The sequence below is a fragment of the Halobacteriovorax sp. CON-3 genome, assembly GCF_043196995.1.
Taxonomy (GTDB): Bacteria; Bdellovibrionota; Bacteriovoracia; order Bacteriovoracales; family Bacteriovoracaceae; genus Halobacteriovorax_A.
Map to the genome: position 1 here is coordinate 337,491 of NZ_JBEBNA010000002.1, position 17,336 is coordinate 354,826.

19 protein-coding genes are annotated in these 17,336 nt (G+C 37.4%); 10 read left to right on the forward strand and 9 right to left on the reverse strand.

The window, feature by feature from the left end; genetic code table 11:
* Nucleotides 1-45 precede the first annotated feature (45 nt).
* Both ABMA72_RS12285 and ABMA72_RS12290 read left to right on the forward strand, forming a co-directional pair.
* On the forward strand, nucleotides 46-2,940 hold the full coding sequence (locus ABMA72_RS12285) for a FecR domain-containing protein (RefSeq protein ID WP_393057283.1): 2,895 nt from the start codon (nucleotides 46-48) through the stop codon (nucleotides 2,938-2,940).
* 168 nt (nucleotides 2,941-3,108) lie between these two features.
* Entirely contained in the window at nucleotides 3,109-5,427 is a 2,319-nt protein-coding gene (locus tag ABMA72_RS12290; protein WP_393057285.1) for an RCC1 domain-containing protein, read from the forward strand.
* Here ABMA72_RS12290 and ABMA72_RS12295 read toward each other — a convergent pair.
* The 4 genes from ABMA72_RS12295 to ABMA72_RS12310 are packed head-to-tail and all read right to left on the reverse strand — an operon-like array spanning nucleotide 5,395 to nucleotide 7,564.
* Nucleotides 5,395-6,480 (reverse strand): hypothetical protein, encoded by a 1,086-nt coding sequence (locus ABMA72_RS12295; protein WP_393057287.1) that lies wholly within the window; start codon nucleotides 6,478-6,480, stop codon nucleotides 5,395-5,397. The two genes, ABMA72_RS12290 and ABMA72_RS12295, sit on opposite strands and share 33 nt — an antisense overlap.
* A 50-nt stretch (nucleotides 6,481-6,530) precedes the next feature.
* A complete protein-coding gene (locus tag ABMA72_RS12300; protein WP_393057289.1) occupies nucleotides 6,531-6,968 on the reverse strand; it encodes a DUF1499 domain-containing protein in 438 nt (145 codons plus the stop codon).
* Nucleotides 6,968-7,285, reverse strand: a complete 318-nt coding sequence (locus tag ABMA72_RS12305; RefSeq protein ID WP_393057290.1) for a DUF2288 family protein — start codon at nucleotides 7,283-7,285, stop codon at nucleotides 6,968-6,970. The genes ABMA72_RS12300 and ABMA72_RS12305 overlap by 1 nt, the downstream gene beginning before the upstream one ends.
* Before the next feature lie 12 nt (nucleotides 7,286-7,297).
* Nucleotides 7,298-7,564 (reverse strand): hypothetical protein, encoded by a 267-nt coding sequence (locus ABMA72_RS12310; RefSeq protein WP_393057292.1) that lies wholly within the window; start codon nucleotides 7,562-7,564, stop codon nucleotides 7,298-7,300.
* A gap of 54 nt (nucleotides 7,565-7,618) precedes the next feature.
* Here ABMA72_RS12310 and ABMA72_RS12315 point away from each other — a divergent pair, with 54 nt between their 5' ends.
* From ABMA72_RS12315 to ABMA72_RS12335, 5 genes are all read left to right on the forward strand, one after another.
* Nucleotides 7,619-8,167, forward strand: a complete 549-nt coding sequence (locus ABMA72_RS12315; RefSeq protein ID WP_393057294.1) for an RNA polymerase sigma factor — start codon at nucleotides 7,619-7,621, stop codon at nucleotides 8,165-8,167.
* Nucleotides 8,157-8,780: an NrsF family protein gene (locus ABMA72_RS12320; protein ID WP_392858656.1), complete on the forward strand. Its 624-nt coding sequence runs from the start codon at nucleotides 8,157-8,159 to the stop codon at nucleotides 8,778-8,780. The genes ABMA72_RS12315 and ABMA72_RS12320 overlap by 11 nt, the downstream gene beginning before the upstream one ends.
* An 83-nt stretch (nucleotides 8,781-8,863) precedes the next feature.
* On the forward strand, nucleotides 8,864-9,157 hold the full coding sequence (locus tag ABMA72_RS12325) for a hypothetical protein (RefSeq protein ID WP_392858657.1): 294 nt from the start codon (nucleotides 8,864-8,866) through the stop codon (nucleotides 9,155-9,157).
* A 3-nt stretch (nucleotides 9,158-9,160) separates the two neighbouring features.
* Nucleotides 9,161-9,979: a DUF692 domain-containing protein gene (locus tag ABMA72_RS12330; RefSeq protein ID WP_393057296.1), complete on the forward strand. Its 819-nt coding sequence runs from the start codon at nucleotides 9,161-9,163 to the stop codon at nucleotides 9,977-9,979.
* Nucleotides 9,976-10,728: a DNA-binding domain-containing protein gene (locus tag ABMA72_RS12335; RefSeq protein WP_393057298.1), complete on the forward strand. Its 753-nt coding sequence runs from the start codon at nucleotides 9,976-9,978 to the stop codon at nucleotides 10,726-10,728. The genes ABMA72_RS12330 and ABMA72_RS12335 overlap by 4 nt, the downstream gene beginning before the upstream one ends.
* Here the strand turns inward: ABMA72_RS12335 and ABMA72_RS12340 are convergent.
* On the reverse strand, nucleotides 10,678-11,367 hold the full coding sequence (locus ABMA72_RS12340; protein WP_392858664.1) for an RluA family pseudouridine synthase: 690 nt from the start codon (nucleotides 11,365-11,367) through the stop codon (nucleotides 10,678-10,680). The genes ABMA72_RS12335 and ABMA72_RS12340 overlap by 51 nt on opposite strands.
* Before the next feature lie 145 nt (nucleotides 11,368-11,512).
* Here ABMA72_RS12340 and ABMA72_RS12345 point away from each other — a divergent pair, with 145 nt between their 5' ends.
* Nucleotides 11,513-12,874 carry a hypothetical protein gene (locus ABMA72_RS12345; protein ID WP_392858666.1) on the forward strand — a complete coding sequence of 454 codons (1,362 nt, stop codon included), beginning with the start codon at nucleotides 11,513-11,515 and terminating at the stop codon, nucleotides 12,872-12,874.
* Between the two features lie 39 nt (nucleotides 12,875-12,913).
* Here the strand turns inward: ABMA72_RS12345 and ABMA72_RS12350 are convergent, their stop codons facing one another.
* Together ABMA72_RS12350 and ABMA72_RS12355 are read right to left on the reverse strand one after the other, a co-directional pair.
* Complete coding sequence (locus tag ABMA72_RS12350) at nucleotides 12,914-13,738, reverse strand: mechanosensitive ion channel family protein (RefSeq protein WP_392912363.1); 825 nt, start codon at nucleotides 13,736-13,738, stop codon at nucleotides 12,914-12,916.
* A gap of 8 nt (nucleotides 13,739-13,746) precedes the next feature.
* Entirely contained in the window at nucleotides 13,747-14,445 is a 699-nt protein-coding gene (locus ABMA72_RS12355) for a YdiY family protein (protein WP_393057300.1), read from the reverse strand.
* Nucleotides 14,446-14,755: 310 nt separating this feature from the next.
* On the opposite strand from ABMA72_RS12355, the gene ABMA72_RS12360 reads away from it, so the two are divergent.
* A complete protein-coding gene (locus ABMA72_RS12360; RefSeq protein ID WP_392858671.1) occupies nucleotides 14,756-15,229 on the forward strand; it encodes a chemotaxis protein CheX in 474 nt (157 codons plus the stop codon).
* Between the two features lie 3 nt (nucleotides 15,230-15,232).
* Nucleotides 15,233-16,234, forward strand: coding sequence for an HAD family hydrolase (locus ABMA72_RS12365; RefSeq protein ID WP_393057302.1), 1,002 nt, complete (start codon nucleotides 15,233-15,235; stop codon nucleotides 16,232-16,234).
* Here the strand turns inward: ABMA72_RS12365 and ABMA72_RS12370 are convergent.
* Together ABMA72_RS12370 and ABMA72_RS12375 are read right to left on the reverse strand one after the other, a co-directional pair.
* Nucleotides 16,188-16,841 (reverse strand): O-methyltransferase, encoded by a 654-nt coding sequence (locus ABMA72_RS12370; RefSeq protein WP_393057304.1) that lies wholly within the window; start codon nucleotides 16,839-16,841, stop codon nucleotides 16,188-16,190. The two genes, ABMA72_RS12365 and ABMA72_RS12370, sit on opposite strands and share 47 nt — an antisense overlap.
* On the reverse strand, nucleotides 16,829-17,314 hold the full coding sequence (locus ABMA72_RS12375; RefSeq protein ID WP_392858676.1) for a hypothetical protein: 486 nt from the start codon (nucleotides 17,312-17,314) through the stop codon (nucleotides 16,829-16,831). Before ABMA72_RS12375 ends, ABMA72_RS12370 begins: the two co-directional genes overlap by 13 nt.
* Nucleotides 17,315-17,336: the final 22 nt, after the last annotated feature.

A 17,336-nucleotide genomic window follows, 5' to 3' on the forward strand; every position in this document is an offset into this window, starting at 1 on the left:
AAGTCTATTGATAATTTAGATACAATGATATTAACGATTTGCGTCATGCGCAAGAATGAGAAAAGAGTACCAGGAACAATTTTGGGGCGACTAAATTCATTAGTTGATACATTTCTAATCTTGATGTGCCTTTGTGTTGCGGCCTTTGCTGGCAACCAAGTTTTCAATACATCATATATTCCACCAATCATGGGTGGGGAGCGAATTACTTTAGGTCAGGTCTTCGAGTTACAAAATGATGTGAGAAGAAGAAGTTTTGATAACTTCTCTTGGCATGACCTAGGTTCAAACGAGGCCCTCTTTCATAACGATCGAATTTTCACTGATAAGAACTCTACAGCACAGTTAGAGTTTAGTTCTGGCAATCGCATCAAAGTGTCTGAAGAAAGTCTCTTCAAAATCACTCAAGAAACGGATGGGATTAATCTTAATATCGAGCAAGGTGTTATCTTTGCAACTCTTAATAATGCCAATGAAGCCTTTGTCGTAAAAGTAGGTGATCAGATATATGAGATCACTTCGAATGATTCAAAGATTAAGATTTCAAACTCAAATGGTAACAAGGAACTTTCAGTTCTGGATGGGAAGGCAAGTGTTAAGCTTGGTGACCGCGAAGAAACAATTGAAAAGGGTGTAAGAGTTCTTCTTACAGACGAAAGTTATACTATTAAGCAAAGCTGGCCAAGTGAGTTTTTACCGCTCGATGGTGATGTCTTTTACGTGAATGAGAAGAATTCAATTAAATTTAACTTCAATGAAAAAGTAGGGAAGTTATTTGTATCGAAGTCTCGCTCGGCCTTTGAAAATGGAGAGGCCCATGAAGTTAATGGCCTTGAGGTTAGCGTTGAAAACTTATCTGAGGGAATTTTCTATTGGCAGGTAAATGATGAAAATAATGTTTCAACAGAGAAGTCTTTTGAGGTTGTCTATGAAGTCGTACCTGAATTTGAAAATCTAGATGAGACACAAAATACGATCTTAGTAGATAATGAAAAACTTATTTATACTCAGGCATTTGATGAAATTGAGTTAATGGTTAACGGAAAGCTATGGGATGATTATGACTATGACGAAGGAGAGCTTAGGCTTACTTTTGAAAAAGTCGGAGACTATGAAGTTTCATATCGTAATAAGGATAAACGACATCCTTATGCACTTTTTTCTAAGCCTGTCTTAATAAAGGCCGTCGCAAAGCCTGGGGATATTGTTTTAAAAAGACCATTTAATGGGGAAGAATATTATTTTTATAATGATGGCGTTGTTAAGTTCTCTTGGGAAACACAAGACCTCTTTAGTGAAGTGAGTACTTATCTCGTCTTAAATGGTAAAAGACAATTAGTTGCTGGAAACACATTTACAGCTTCTGTGAGTGAAAGTGGAGAGTACCTTTGGTCACTTGAGTATGTCTTAAATAATGAAGTGATCGCACGCTCAAAAGAGAATAAGTATCGTGTAACTTTTGATAATGACAATAGTGCTCTTGAACAGGGCCGTAAGATTGTCGTTAAAAAGCCGGGAGATGTAATTGATCTTACTTGGCAACAGCAGGGAAGTGACAAATTTGTAGTTGAGATCTCTCGCGATCGAAACTTTAAGGCGATTAAAGAAACAATTGAAACCTCGGAAAGTAATACAAAGCTTCTTATTAAAGAACTAGGGATTCATTACTGGCGTGTGAAGAATGAAGAGAATAAATTCGTTCCTCCTGTGAAGATTATTATTGTGCCTCCACCACCGCCAAAGGCACCTCGTATTGATAAAGTGGAAAAGAGAGTTCAGGTTATAAAAAAATCTCTCCCTCTGGCCATTTTAAATCTATTAATTGATCAGGCATTTGCGCAAGATAATATTGAGCTAAAGTGGGAGCCTGTTAGTGATGTTAAAGAATATCGTATTCAGATTCTTGATGGTGAAAAAATCATTGTTGATGAAAAAGTGAAGCTTAATCGTTTTGAGTGGAATGACTACTTAACAGGTCACTTTCAATGGAGAGTTTCAGCAATTGATTTTTGGAATCAAGAAAGTCCATTCTCTGCTTTAGAAGATTTAATCATTACAAAGAAATTTGGTGGAGCGAAGGGGATTGATCTTATCTCTCCAAGACACGGCCTTGCTATTAATGAAGGCGATGTAGTCGAGATGAAGTTTAATCAAGTTCGAGGTGATAAGTTCTTTATTGAAATTTCAAAGGATAAGTACTTTACAAGTGTTAAAGAAATACCTCTTGGAAAGAAGACAACATATACGTTTAGAAATAAATTGGAATCCAGCTTTTACTGGCGTGTTAAGGCCATCGAGAAAAAAGATATTATCTATTCAAAGAAGAGAAGGGTAGATGTTGCTCGAAAAGAAGTCGTTCAACCTAGAAAGGTTGAGAAAGTGATGATTTCTAAAAATACGATGAGAGAAAAGAGCTGGTACTTTGGCTACGCCCCAGAAAAAACAAATTATGAAGTTATTAACAATGGAAAGAAAATTGTTGTTGATGATATGAATTTCATTTCTCTTTATGGTGGCCACAAAGGAAAGCTTGATAGCTATCACTATCTTGTTGAACTTAAGCATTCAAGTGGAGTTGTCTTTGACGATCTTGGCTTTAATCAATCAATTTTTAAGGGACGAGTCCTAAAAGAATATCAGAATTTTGATTATGGGCTAACTTCACTTCTAGAGTACCGTAGTGAACTTGAATATAATGGTAGCGAAGTTACTTCAAGTGCACAGTTCTATTTTAACCTCGGACTTACTGGTAAGTTTCAATATGAAAAGTTAAGCCTTTCACTCGATTATTTCTTCTTAAATTATGCAGGCCTTAGCGCTCAAGTTAGTTATGAGATTAATCGTAATTACGAAGTTGGGATTAACTTAGAGACGCGAAGTAATTCCAAGATTGAAGCCGACTCTACTAATATCGCTCTTCTTATCCAATATAATTACTAGAAAATATATTTTATGGACTGACCAGTATATGGGCCAGATTTTTGGCCGAGTAATCTTGATATTCCCTTCTAAGTCATTGAAAACCACAAAAAGTAAGGCCATTTTCGGGGCATGCCGATGGGCGCTTTATAATTAAGACAGGTTAAAACTAGAACTTGTGAGGGCATTTTGAAGAGAGAAAGAAGGCCACATTCACATTTATATTCGGTAAAGCTACTTGCTTTTCTCGTTGGGGTTATGTTGGTTGCCTCTTCTTGTGTTCCACAAGATGAGATTGAGGATTTAGTTAATGTTCCGGGAGCTGATTTACCAACGCTTCCAAATCTTGATGTCGCTTGTTACCAAGATGTGTATGCACCTAAAGAAGAAGATATTACGAGAAATATCGATATCCTGGTTATTCCAGATACGTCTGCTTCAATCATTGCGGAAAGGGCACAGATTGCAGAAGGCTTTAATGCTTTCTTAGATGTTCTTCCTGCAGCAGCTGATGTGAATATCGCAGTTATGCTTGGCCATGGCTCGGGGTCTTCACGTTTTGGGACGTTATATACAAAGTCGACTGAGCCAACGATTCTTTCGAATCGTTCACTGACAATTGAAGAAATTAAAGCACACTTAAGAACTAAGATGGAGAACCCTGCTGGTGACTACCGTACAGATGGTGGAGAGGCCGGTCTTGCATCTCTTAATCGTGCGCTTGAAGATGATTACTATAGCAATATTCAAGAACAGGGCTTCTTTAGAGAAGATGCGGCCCTCGTTGTTGTCTTTGTCGCTGATGAGCAGGATATTTGTGCCATCTATCCGGAAGGTGTAACACCTGTTCCTGATCCACAAGGTGGTGAGGATCGCTCACGTATTACAGAATGTTTTGATGGAGATACACAGGTTGTTACTCCAAAGAGTGTCTTTGATAAGTTAAAGGCCCGCTATACTGATCGCCCGCTTGTAACAGGTGGAGTTATCTATAATAATTTAAGTACTATCCCATTTGGTGGAGAAAATGAAATTGGATATGGGTATAAAGAGTTTGTCGAGTTCGGTGGTGGGTTCACTGTCGATATGGCAACAGGTGAGTATGGTGATGGTTTATCTAAATTAGGTACACTTGCCATGTCACGTATTGATCCTGTTAATTCATTTAATCTAGAGGTCGCAAATATTGATACGAATACCATTCGTACTTTTGTTGATGGAAAGGAAGTTGAGTACTCATATGATACTGAACTTAATATTGTTTCCTTAAACGAAGAGCGTGGGCCTTTCTCAATTGCAGCAGTTCAGTACTGTGAGAAACCTTCTGTATCAAAGCAAGTCATTCAGATCGTTGCAGGTGGTTCTCACTCTTGTGCCCTTATTGCCAATGGTGAAGTGAAGTGTTGGGGAGACAACTCAAAAGGTCAGCTTGGTCAGGGAGATACTGTTGATCGTGGTGATAATGAAGATATTAATTCGATTCCTGCCATTGATTTAGATGGAGAACTTGCACTACAAGTTATTGCAGGAAATCTTCACACATGTATTCTAACGGAATCTAATAAAGTTAAATGTTTTGGTGATAATACTTATGGACAGTTAGGGATGGCATCAACTGATACGCTTGGAGATGACGAACAGCTGTCTGAATATGGTTATACTCAAATTGGTGGAATTGTAAGAAAGCTATATGGTGGAACTTATCATAATTGTGCTCTCTTAACGACAGGTGATGTTCGTTGTTGGGGACAAAATTATTACGGCCAACTTGGAACAGGTGATACGGAAATTATTGGTGATGATGAAACACCGGCCGAAGGTAATCTTGTGGCACTTGGTGCTAAAGCAATTCAAATGGATATTTCATCTATGAGTTATCATGCCTGTGCAATTTTATCAGGTGGAACTCTTAAGTGTTGGGGACGTGGAACTCACGGACAACTTGGTTTAGGAAATACAGATAGTATTAACTCACCAAGTTTAGCTACTCCAACCCCTAAGGGAGTTATTGCTGTTACAACCGGTGGTATTCATACTTGTGCCCTTCTTTCTGACTCTACAGTTTACTGTTTTGGGCATAACTCTCAAGGACAGCTAGGGGATGGAACTAGTGAGGCCATGGGTGATAATGAAACACTAGAGAATCACACAGCACTTGATTTAGGCTTTGAAGTAGCATCTGTTGTGGCTTCTAATACAGCAACTTGTGCAATCTCTAAAGGTGGAGAGGCCAAGTGTTGGGGGAATGGATCGTCAGGTAAGTTAGGTCAAGTAGGGACAGCTAAGATTACAGGTGATCTTGCAAACCTTCCTGCAATTGAACTAGGTAAGAGTGTTTCACAAGTTTCTGGTGGGCTAAATCACCACTGTTTCTTAACGACGGATGAGGGCCTTGTAAAATGTATTGGTAATGGTAGTAAGGGACAACTAGGTAATGGAAATACTGAGTCTATCGGTGATGATGAATCACCAGTTCTAACAAGCTTCCTTGCTCTTTTTAATATTTAAGAAATTAATTCCAAATAATAAAATCATAAGAACGATGGCACCGAGAATACTTTCATTATTCGGTGTCATATCTTCTCTAACCGCACACCCTGGCTCAATTCCTGATTGAAGAGTTTCAAAGCCACTTGCCCCAAGTGTTACGATGGTTGGATTAGGCGAGTAAGATCCACCAACTCCTGTGATGACTCCGTCAAGTTCATCAAGACGAATAATTCCATCGCCTCCGTCTCCTCCTGCTCTTCCAAGGACTCCACCAGCTGCACCACCGTTTCCTCCTGAGGCATCGAGAGCTGAATTGAGTTCGATATTACCAACTGCTTGTAAGAAGATAATTCCACCGGCACCACCACCTGAGCCACCAGAATCTCCAAAGGCTGAAGTTGTGCCCGGCTGTCCAGCTCCACCATTGGCCAGAATAGGAGCGTTGATATACATATCTCCACCTGCGGCGATATGAATAACTCCACCACCACTTCCACCAGGTGTTGCTCCACCTTCTGTTGCACCACCTTGCTCGCAGCCACCGCCACCGTTTCCGCCACCGGCACCACCAAGCATTTGTGTTTCAAGATTTAAAGCTGAGTCATATATTACAGACGTGGAACCAGGGGCACTAAGAGTGTCTGATCCATCAACTGGTCCTGAAGAAACACCTGAGCCACCATTTCCACCAAGGGTAGCATGTGAGCCTCCGGCCCCTCCGCTTCCACCAATATCGGCAAAGCTTGAGCCACCACAGGCCGCATCCGTTGCACTAGAGCCTTCTGATCCTGGAAATGCTGCTGGACTTAATCCTGCACCGTAGCCTCCAGCAAGACCTTCTGCGACTGATATCGAATGATCAATTGTAACGTCACCTTGAACTTTTATGATGAGGGGATTAGCTCCCGTAATTGTAATTGCACCTGTTGTTGTGAGGTCTGTACAATTATAGGTTCCACTAGGGATTGCTCCTGTCCAGCTACATGAAAGATCACTACCGTCACCAGTATCAACGGCGCCAAAAGTAGTTGATGATATTAGTAAGAATATAGGTAGGATAAATCTCTTCACTGAAGAAATTTTAACATATCTTAGGAATGTCTTTAACTAGGTATAAATGACTAGAAATTACCTTGGAAGAAGTTAAAGCGAACGGCCTCAATATCTTTTCTTCCCTGGTTATATGAGAAGAAGCTTTGCTTTAAAACTTGAGAGCGTACTTCAATTTGCTTGCTTTTTTGGTTGAAGATAAACTCAAGTTGAACTTCCTCATTTGTTGCCTTTAGGTAGACATTATTTCTTTCAATTCTGTAGCCACCAATCTTTCTGATGACACTTGCAATCTTTTCAATATTTTCTTCAGGTGTGGCCCCAAGCATTTTAAAAGGCATGATATAGCTAGAAGAGGCCTTCTTCTCCTTTGAAGAAAGACAATTGTCGATTGATGGGCAAGTGAAGTTGTCCAGACTCGTAGACTCTTGAATAAGGAATTCTTTTGAGCAAGATACTGTCGTAATAAGAATTGCGGTAATCAGTGATAGTCTAGCGAGTCTCTTCATTAGTTTAGTCCTTCTCTCTTAATCTTAACTAAAACATATGGTTGAACAATGAGGTATTGGAATTCTGTATTCTCTTCTTCCCATGTTCCAATTTGCTCGTCAGTTGGGCGAAACATTTGCTCATCCGCAAGCCACTTCTTAATATACTCAACCTCATCGCGGGCCATGGTAAAGCCAACAGCAGCAAGTTCAAGTTCATCAGTGACCATAAATAATGCTTCTCTTTCATGATGTGGTTTTAAGAGATCCCACTTTGCATCATCGATGTCGTTAGCTAGTCTTTCTAATAGGTTCTCATTATTATTTTCATCGTTCATATTAATTTCCTATTAAATTGCTTTCATCATTTGTTTATCGTTATTAATTTGTGCAATTAACTTCTCATCTGTATCGATGTAGTTAGATGTATGAACTTTCTTGGCCGCTTCTATTAATTCTTTAGAAGGCTCTTCCTTGTCCATTTCATTCTTAAGAAGAGAGTAATATTCTCTTTCTAGTTTGTTCTTTTTCTCTTCCTTCTTACGGTAGTAAGGAGTAAGGATAAAGAGGAAAGAAAGAACGGCAATCATCGACCATACGATATGATAAATTTTCAAAAATACACCTCATGATTTAGTTTCGTAATAAATATACTATGTTAAAATTGCTCTGTGAATGATTTAAAGAAACTAGTTATTCTTGCCCAAGGCGGCGATACAGAGGCATATCACGCCTTTTTGGAAACCGTATCTCAAACAATAAAACGAATTGTTTCTTTTAAAGTATTTAACGAATCCCACCGCGACGATATATGTCAGGAAATATTAATAAGTATTCATCATTCACTCCCAACATATTCTCCTGAAAGACCAATAATGCCTTGGATTAACTGTATTATTGAGCGTCGAATTATTGATTACATTCGTAAATACACGAAATTAGAAGAAAGAGAAGAAATTTTTGATGAGGCCGTCACAAAAGAGGCCAATGCAACGAATAACAGTATAGAACGACTTGCTGTAGAACAGCAATTAGAGATGCTTATTGAGAAGTATCTAACAGAAGAATTACGTAGGCCACTTTTGATGGCAAAGCTTGAGGGCCATAAGACCAAGGAGATTTCAAGGGAGCTTGGAATTTCTGAAGCGGCAACTCGAACGAGAATTTCTCGCGCAATGGCAAAGCTAAAAAAAGCGGTTAGGATTAATAATGGAAAATGAAAAATTAATAAATTCATTGGTCAGTGACTTAAGGCCTGTAAAACGATTGGCCTCTCCGGGGATTCGTGCGTTGCTATGGGCCGTGCCACAATTTCTTCTTAGCTTCATTGCTATTTCAATAAGTTCACCAATTGAATTTAAGTATATGTTAAATGCACAATTTATCATTCAAGTGTTATTTGCCATCGTTGCTCTTGGTATAGGCTCGTATCTTGGTTTTGCTAATACTGTTCCTGGACTTCTTAGTGAAAGGAAGGCCAAGCTTGCTTTTATTCCATTTCTAATTTTACTAGGACTCATTATTTTTAATATTATTTACCCAGTCGGACTCGATCTTACACATGAGCATCGTGCAAATTGCTATCAAGAGTTAAGTGCTCTGATGATCATTGGCTTTGTTCATAATTACTATATGCTTAAAAAGGGCTTTATTGCCTTTAGTAGTGCAACTGTTGCGACAGGCTTTTTAACAAGTGGTATGATTCCATTGGTCATTCTGTACTTTGGATGCTCTTTCTCAACTCAACACTTAGTTGTATCTCATTATCTTCCAATTATTGTGATTACAACTTTAGGTTTATTAATTTTTAAATTAACTAAAAAGATTAAATAGAGTGTAACTATTTTAATTATAAGTTCGAATAACAAAGTAAGAAGAATTTAAGCTTCTTAAAAGAAATACTAAAGGAGAATGTTATGAATTCTAAAAAATCACTATTAATGGGTGCTGCAGTTGCAGGTCTAATGATCTCTTGTACGGGAACAGAAACTAAGATGCCTGAAACTTCAGCGAATGAAGTAATGTGTTACGGAGTAAACTCTTGTAAAGGTCAAGGGGCATGTCACGGTAAGGTTGATGCTTGTAACGGTAAGAACGGATGCCAAGCAGAGCTTAAGTGTGGTGGACAAAACTCTTGTAAAGGTAAAGGCCTAATTAAGCTTTCAAAAGAAGACTGTGAAGCTAAAGGCGGAAAAGTCGCTAAAAGGTAAGAAATGCAAAAATACGGTGTTGGATTAAGACATACTCATTTTCCATATTTAGAAAATGAGCACTCAAAATCTCAAGAAGGTGTTGAGTGGTTTGAGGCACTTCTCGAAAATTATATGGGAACTTTTGGACGGCCATATAAAATGCTCGAGAAGATTAGGGCCGATTATCCAATAGCGTTTCATGGAGTTTCTCTATCGATTGCATCTAGCGAAGACTTAAATTTTGACTATATGAAAAAGGCAAAAGAGTTATATGATAACTTCGATCCTTTCGTGACAAGTGATCATATGTGTTGGACAGGGCATGCCCATTCAAACCTACACAATCTTTTGCCTTTTGCGTATACCGAAGAAAATCTCGATTCAATTACAGAGAAAGTCATGAGGGTGCAAGATTTCTATGGTAGGGAGATGACCTTTGAGAACCTCTCTGCTTATTTCACCCTGAAAAACTCCACAATGACTGAGGCCCAATTTCTAAATGAATTGGCCAACAAGAGTGGTTGTAAAATTCTTTTAGACTTTAATAATGTCTATGTGAATGCAGTTAACCAAAACTTTGATGCCAGTGAGTTCTTTGAAATAATTGACTCTAAGAACGTTTCTCAAATTCATTTGGCCGGCTACTCTGACCTTGGAACGCATCTCTTTGATACCCACTCTCATCCTGTTCACGCCGAGGTATGGCAATTGTTTAAAAAATATTGTCATAAATTTGATGTTCCAATTCTTCTCGAATGGGATGAAGACATTCCTGAGTTTCCTGTCTTAGAAGCTGAAGTCTTAAAGGCAAAGGAGATATTTAAAGGAGCTCAATTATGAATCATCATGAGTTTCAAAATAAATTTTTAAAGGGTGTCCTTACTAAGGATATCTCAAAAGATATTATGACTGAGATGATTCCCATTGGAGAATTATCAAATGAGCAAGTGCTGGAAGTTTATCAAAACGATTATCGTGCACGCTTGCAAGAAGTAATTGGTGATAATTATGAGACTTGTTGGTTTGTTTTAGGAGACGAAGACTTTCTGGATATCTCACTTTCTTATGTTGAATCTAGGCCTTCAGAGTTTACTAATCTTCTTCATTACGGTGATGACTTTCCTGATTTCATTGCCTCTCGTGTAAAAGAGTTTTCTTTCATTAAAGACCTTGCAGAATTTGAAAAAACGTTTTGGCACTTATTTCATCAAAAAGATAATCTAAAATCCTTTAATCCTCAAGAGCTAGGAGAGGGAGTCTTTGAAACCCCTTTAAAGCTGAGAGACACCTTCTCTCTTTTTTCATGTGATATTCAGTTATCCGAGCTTTGGCAGATGCGAAAAGGGGATAGTAGTAAGACCTTTAATGACATTAAAGGCAATGAGTTAACAATTCTTTATAAGAGAGAAGAGAAGATGCAAATTCAGGTCATCTCAGAGGGAATTTTTGAACTCATCTCTAACCTAAGAAATCACGAAACAATTCTTTCTGCTGTGGAAGATATTCAGGAAGAGAAGTTAAGTGATCCAAATCTGTGGTCAGTTTTCTTCAATCTTCTTGGTTATATTGCTGAGATCAAAAGCAAATAGATCCTTTGCAATTTTTAGACAATCTTCAGTCACAGGAGATTCAATAACGATATCTTCTTGAGTGATAGGGTGCTTAAAGCACAATTTATATGAATGAAGAAAGATGCGATAGAATTTATAATCTTTTCTAAAAAGGTTGTTAATTGAAGAGTGTCCATACTTAGTATCACCAACTAAATTATGCATTCGTCGTGAGAAATGCTTTCTTATTTGATGCTGTCGGCCTGTGAAGATTTCAATATCAACGAGACTATACTCTTCATTCGTTGAGATTCTTTTAAACGCTGTCTTAGCGTCTTGAATACCCTTATCCGTTTTAATTGGAAAATCGTATACACCTTCTTTCTCTGCAATCCCCTTAACCATGGCAACATAGTGTTTAGAGACATTGTCACTATTCCACTGCTCTTTCATAAGTCTTGTTGCTTCTTTTGATTTTGCAAAAAGGACAACTCCTGAAACGGGCTTATCAAGCCTGTGAATCGGAAAGAGGTATAGGTCTGTTTGCTTCTTGAGAGATCTAAGTAGACTTCTACGATCAGAGCTTCTTTCTTTAAAAGGGTGGACTAAAAGATCACTAGGCTTAGTGGCCGCAATATAGTGATCATCTTCAAATAGGACTTGGATTTTGTTCTTCACTTCTAATTTATAACAGATTAAGCGGAGATAAGTATATGAAATTTTAGGATAACTTACTCTTTTACTAAGGTAATTTGTGTAAGTTACCGATATGTGAGACGTGGGAATATTAAGAGAGAAACTATATTTTATTTTATTCATATGCATGGGAGTCTCGCTTTCTGTTGGGGCATCTGAGTCAGGAGTCCTTTATCGCAATGGAGAGACTTCAATCACCTATGATCGAAGTAAAGATCAATTTATCTTTCGAGATGGAAAGTCGGTTTCAGAGTATTCTAGATTTCGCTACAACGATTTAATTCTTGAAAAATTTAATCGCATTCCTGTTGAGGATCACGGAGAAATTGAAAGGCGCTTAAAATTAGTAAAGCAAACGTACCATCTTTCGGCCCCTGCTCCTGAAGAGATTCTTCAAGAGAGTTTAGCTGTTGCTGCTAAAATTAATGAAGCAGATAATTACGGATGCGGTGATTCTCGAATAAATATTGGAGATGATAAAGTCGCTTTTACTGCAGAGATCGAAATTGAAAAACTTGATGTAAAAAAAGAAGGCTTCTTTGGTCTAGGAGAGCTTGAAGGTGCTGAATTTGAAGTTAATACATCTAACGATAACCCATTACACGGTGGTCTTATGGCCCTTGGTGTTACTAATTTTAACGAACGTGATGGTATTGAAGGGGATGATCGAGGACTAACTTTTGGGGCCAAACTTTCTGCTAAGTTAAAATTTGAAAATGGTGAAGTCCTATTAAGCTATAATTCGAGGGCCTATACAAAGCTTGTTGAAAAATCATGTGGAATGGTTGAAATACGTGGGCGTTTATACGAAAGATTTTGCTACCAAAATGATGATGGAAGTTGGAATCAAGAAGGTATTAATCGAGACGATATCGATATTAGTGTTTACCGAAAATTAGGTGATGATAAGAAATCTTTTGTCCAACTTGGTGCAGGGCTAACGATTCTAGATGATAATGGCCTTGCTATGAATACTCAAAGGGCCTGGCATAAGATGTCTAAAGGTGCTGGTACAGTTCAGTATAAGAATTATGGCCATATGGAGCAAGTCATCTCACCTAAGGCCACTTTTAAGGTTGGAAAGATCTATGACTATAAAAATGATGAAGGAACTATTTCAACAACTTCTCAGTTATATACTGGTGGCCAACTCTCTCATATAAGTGGAAATGAGAATTATATTGGAGTGGGAGGCGAATTTAAGGTTAAGTTTGAACCACAAGATAGCAATGGGAAATTTCCTGCTGTCGAAACACGCTTCTATTATGATGGGCAATATACTCAAGAGGGTGAGATGAACCACTATTACGGTGTTGAGGCCAAGACAAATGTTTACACAACGAAGAAGTCAGTTGTCTATATTAAAGCGGGGATGGGGATTGAAGATGATCACTATACTCGTGAATATGAAAAATATGGAAAGTCTTTTCTTAATCCAAACTTAGATATTCAACATTACTTAGGTATTGGTATCGAAAAAAGGTTCTAAGCGTAAGCAAAGAACCTTTTCGACTATAGAAATTAGATCTTATTTTTCTTGATAGATATGAACATCTCTTTGAGGGAAAGGAATTGAAATTCCTTCTTTATCAAATTCTAATTTTACATTCTCTTGCATATCAAACATTACTTGCCAGTAATCAGCTGACTTAACCCATGGCCTTACAGCAAAGTTAACAGAGCTATCTGCAAGGGCGGAAACAGCAACAACTGTTTCAGGCTCGTTAAGAATTAAAGGGTGCTCTTTTGTAAGTCTCATGAGAACTTCCTTGGCCTTCTTAATATCATCGCCATAGCCAATTCCAAAAATCATATCAACTCTTCTGATACTTTCAGCTGAATAGTTAACAATACTTCCCGATGAAAGAGAACCATTTGGTAGAACAACCGTCTTATTATCTGCCGTATTTAAGATTGTGCAAAAAAGACCAATCTCTTTTACTTTCCCAATAAAACCTTGTGCTTCAATAACATTTCCAACTCTAAATGGTTTGAAGAAAAGGATAAGGACACCACCTGCAAGATTCCCAAGAGCTCCTTGAAGTGACATACCAAATGCCAGACCGGCGGCACCAAGCATAGCAACAAAACTAGTCGTCTTAATTCCTACCATTCCAATGATAGTAATAAATAACCCTATCTTAAGGGCAATACTTACAATTGAAGTAATGAATCCTCTTAGAGAGAGTTCAACTTCTTTCTTTTGAAGTGCTTTATCAACAAGTCTATCAATGAAATTGATAACTTTAAGTCCGATAATTAGGACAATAATGACTTTAATAAATTGAATCCCATAATCTGCAGCAATATTCGTTAGTTTTTCAACATTGGCTTCGTTTAATAATTCTTTCATTTATTCTCCTAAAAATTCGCCAGAAGACTAATTGTTGTTTTGTAATCGTGTTGATCTCTTCCTTCAACTGGTTGGTTCTCATATTCCCAAAGGACACCAGCTTTAAGAGAGAATGTGCTATTAATTAGCATACGAATTGAAGGCTCCATATTAATAATATAGTTTTCACTATGCTGTACACTTGGAATATATTCGAGCCAGTAGCGAGCTGTTACACCTTTTCTTAGTTCTTTACTCACTTCGTAGTATAGACGCAGTTTTTGCTCATGGTTATCAGGCTCATTTTGAACGAAATTTTCTCTCGTATAACGATAACCAAGTTCAGCTAGCATTTTGAATTTATCTTCATCAATAAACTTATACTTAAAACCGACGTCGATATTATTTCTTGCCCAGAAACCTTTAAATCGATCTGATTCAAATAGGTCGGCAGCAAAGATATCAACTTTCTTTGAAAGGACATGGTCGAAACGAAGTAGGGCACTCCAATTCTCATCATCAACTTCATCATCTGATTCACCGTAAGAATAAGTCCCATTGAAAATAAGAGTATTCGTTTCCCACTTATATGAGTTGCGGGAAGCAAAGTTATAGGTCTTTTTGTTAGTATTTCCACCAGAAGCAATGAATGTTACTTCATCTTCCGATTTAAACTGAGCATGGGCAAATTGGCCAAATAAGATGGCCATAACTAAAATTTTTTTCATAACAAGATTCCTTTATAAAAAACTATTTTATGTTCATCATTTATATTTACGTTCCTAAATTGTGTCTATTTATCTTAACTATGATTAACTTTTTTGTACAATCGATCCTTTAGCTAAAAATGCCAACTATCATTGGTTTGAGATAACACTTATTTGGAATCATTAATTATTGGGCCACTCATTACAGAGACTTAGAAACTGATAAAAAAACTAGATTAAAAATAGTCTGTTTATCGGCAAAATGGGGCAATTGTTTGTGCGAAGTGTTTTTCTCAATTAAAATTACTTAATTGAGAAATTGGAGCTATTAATGGAGTTAATCGAACCATTCTTGAATGCTTTACTTGAAGTATTCAAAAAACAACTAAATATTCCACTGCTGGCAGGTGAGGTTCATCCTAATTACGAATTTAAAGATACCGTTGATATCGTAGGGCTAATAGGAATAAGTAGTGAGAAGATCAATGGGGAACTTGCTCTTTGTTTTAATAAAGCTAGTTTTCTAACAATTTACAACACAATGTTCTCTGAGAATGAAAAAGAGCTTAATGCAGAAATTTCTGATTCCGCTGCTGAGTTTGTAAATATGGTGCTTGGTCAAGCAAAGGCCGAAATTAATAAGATTACAGGGCTGACTGTTGAGAGAGCAACTCCTGAAGTTTTTGTAGGAGATGGTGTAAAGAATGATCGCATCACCGGGCCAAGAACAGTAACAATTCCTTTTGAACTTCCAGTAGGGATGGATAAGCAAGTATTTTATATGAGCTTAACAATAGACGAGTAGTAAATGCATAAAAAAATATTTCTAATTTCTTTTCTATCTATTTTTCTTTTTATTTCATGTAACAAAAAGTCCTCTCCAAAAGCTGAGCTTAAATATTGGAATGACACTGCTGTAACAAAAAAGATTAAGACTTATTTAAAAGATATCTCGGACGAGAAGTCTAAAAACTTTATTCCTAAGAGTGAGAGAATAGCAGTCTTTGATAATGATGGAACACTTTGGGGGGAGTACCCAATGTATGTTCAGTTTATAGCGCTGTTGGACTTCTATAAGGATATCATTGTTGGGAAGTATAATAGAAGCAATACTCTAGTCGACGAGGTGGTGGAGCAATTTCCAAATGTAAAAGATAAGGGAAAGCTTTATCAGGCCCTGCTTGATATGCAGGCCGGAGTTACTAATAATGAATATATGGAGTATATGGCCAAGTGGCTTGCAACTAAAAAGCATCCGAAGCTAAAGAAGAAGTACACGCAACTCGTTTATGCTCCAAGCGTTGAGCTGATGAGAACACTAGAAGCATTTGATTTTAAGGTTTTTATTGTCACGGGTGGGGGAACTCACTTTGTTAGGGCCTTAAATAATATAGTCTATGATCTACCTTCGTATCAGATAATTGGGACAAGATTTGGAAAGAAATTTTCTGAAAATGGTAAAGTTGAATTTCAAAATCAGGCCAAGCTTGCTTTCTTAAATGACAAAGAAAATAAACCTGTGGGGATTTTAGAACATATTGGAAAGGTTCCAGTTTTTGTTTTAGGAAATTCAGATGGTGACTTCGCAATGGGGAAGTATGCAAGTTTAAATTCAAAGTTTAAGTCATTTGTTGGAATTATTCATCACGATGATAGCGCACGTGAGTTTGCATACGATAGAGACTCCCATGTTGGAAAATTAGATAAAGTTCTAAGTGAAGGGGATAAGTACTTCATAAACTTAATCAGTATGAAAAAAGATTTTAAACAGATCTATTTTTCTGAATCAGATAAAGTCCATCACGAATAGGGAGCATGGTCTTATAAAGGTCATCTCTCGATTCAATATAGTTATTAAAGTCTACAAGAGCGTTCGTCGTCTTATCTTCTGGATCGATGATTTCACTAGCAACTTTACCGTTCCAAAGCACGTTATCGACTACGATCATGCCATTTTCACTCAGTAGCTCAAGTGAGAGCTCAAGGTAGTTCTTATAACTTCCTTTGTCTGCATCGATAAAGACGAGATCAAATTTTTGACCAGCTAAATCTTTTAAAACTAGATTTGCATCTCCGAATCGGGCCTCTATTTTATTTCCTACTTCGCTACGGTCCCAATAGGATTTTGCAAAAGTATTAATCTTTTTATTCTTATCAATTGTGATAACTTTTCCATCACTCGGAATATTCTCGGCCATGGCCAAAGCAGAGTAGCCAGTGAAAGTTCCAATCTCTAAAATATTCTTGTAATTATTTGAACGAATAAAGAAGCCTAAAAGAGAGGCCACTAGCTCGCCAGAGATCATGCGCCCAAGAGGGTGATTATCTTTTGTATAATCGCCCAGCTCAACGCAAAGATCACTTGGGATATTTGATTTATTTAAACAATATTTTTCAATTTCTTTTAAATTTTCCACTGAAACTCGATTAGTTTATTTCCGCTTACTTCATCACAAACGCTTGTTAATTCTTTTGTTAAGAATAGCATAGAAATATAGGCATTGTATTTAATGATATATTTAAAACCTGGAGAAATGTAGCGGTCTAGCTCTTCTTTAAGTTCCATACAATTTGGAGAGTCGGTCATATATGATGTTTCAAAATCAAGTCTCTTAAAACCCTTTTGTCTTGAGAAGTCAGCGCTATAGAAACATTGCCCATCATTAGATTGAACATCAAGAATAATTCTTCTTGTCGAGTCAGAGATCCCTAACTTTGTAAAAGAGACATCAAGGGCCGCAATCTCATTTGGTGCAGCTACTTTATCGCGAAAGCTCTTACAGGCAAAAGTCGTAAAATCAGTCACAAACTTCATATCTGTTGCACTAGGTGTAAGTTCGTTGGCGTAAGTTGTTGATATCATGAGAATAACTAGAAGGAGTTTTTTCATCTTTTCGATCCTTTAATATTTG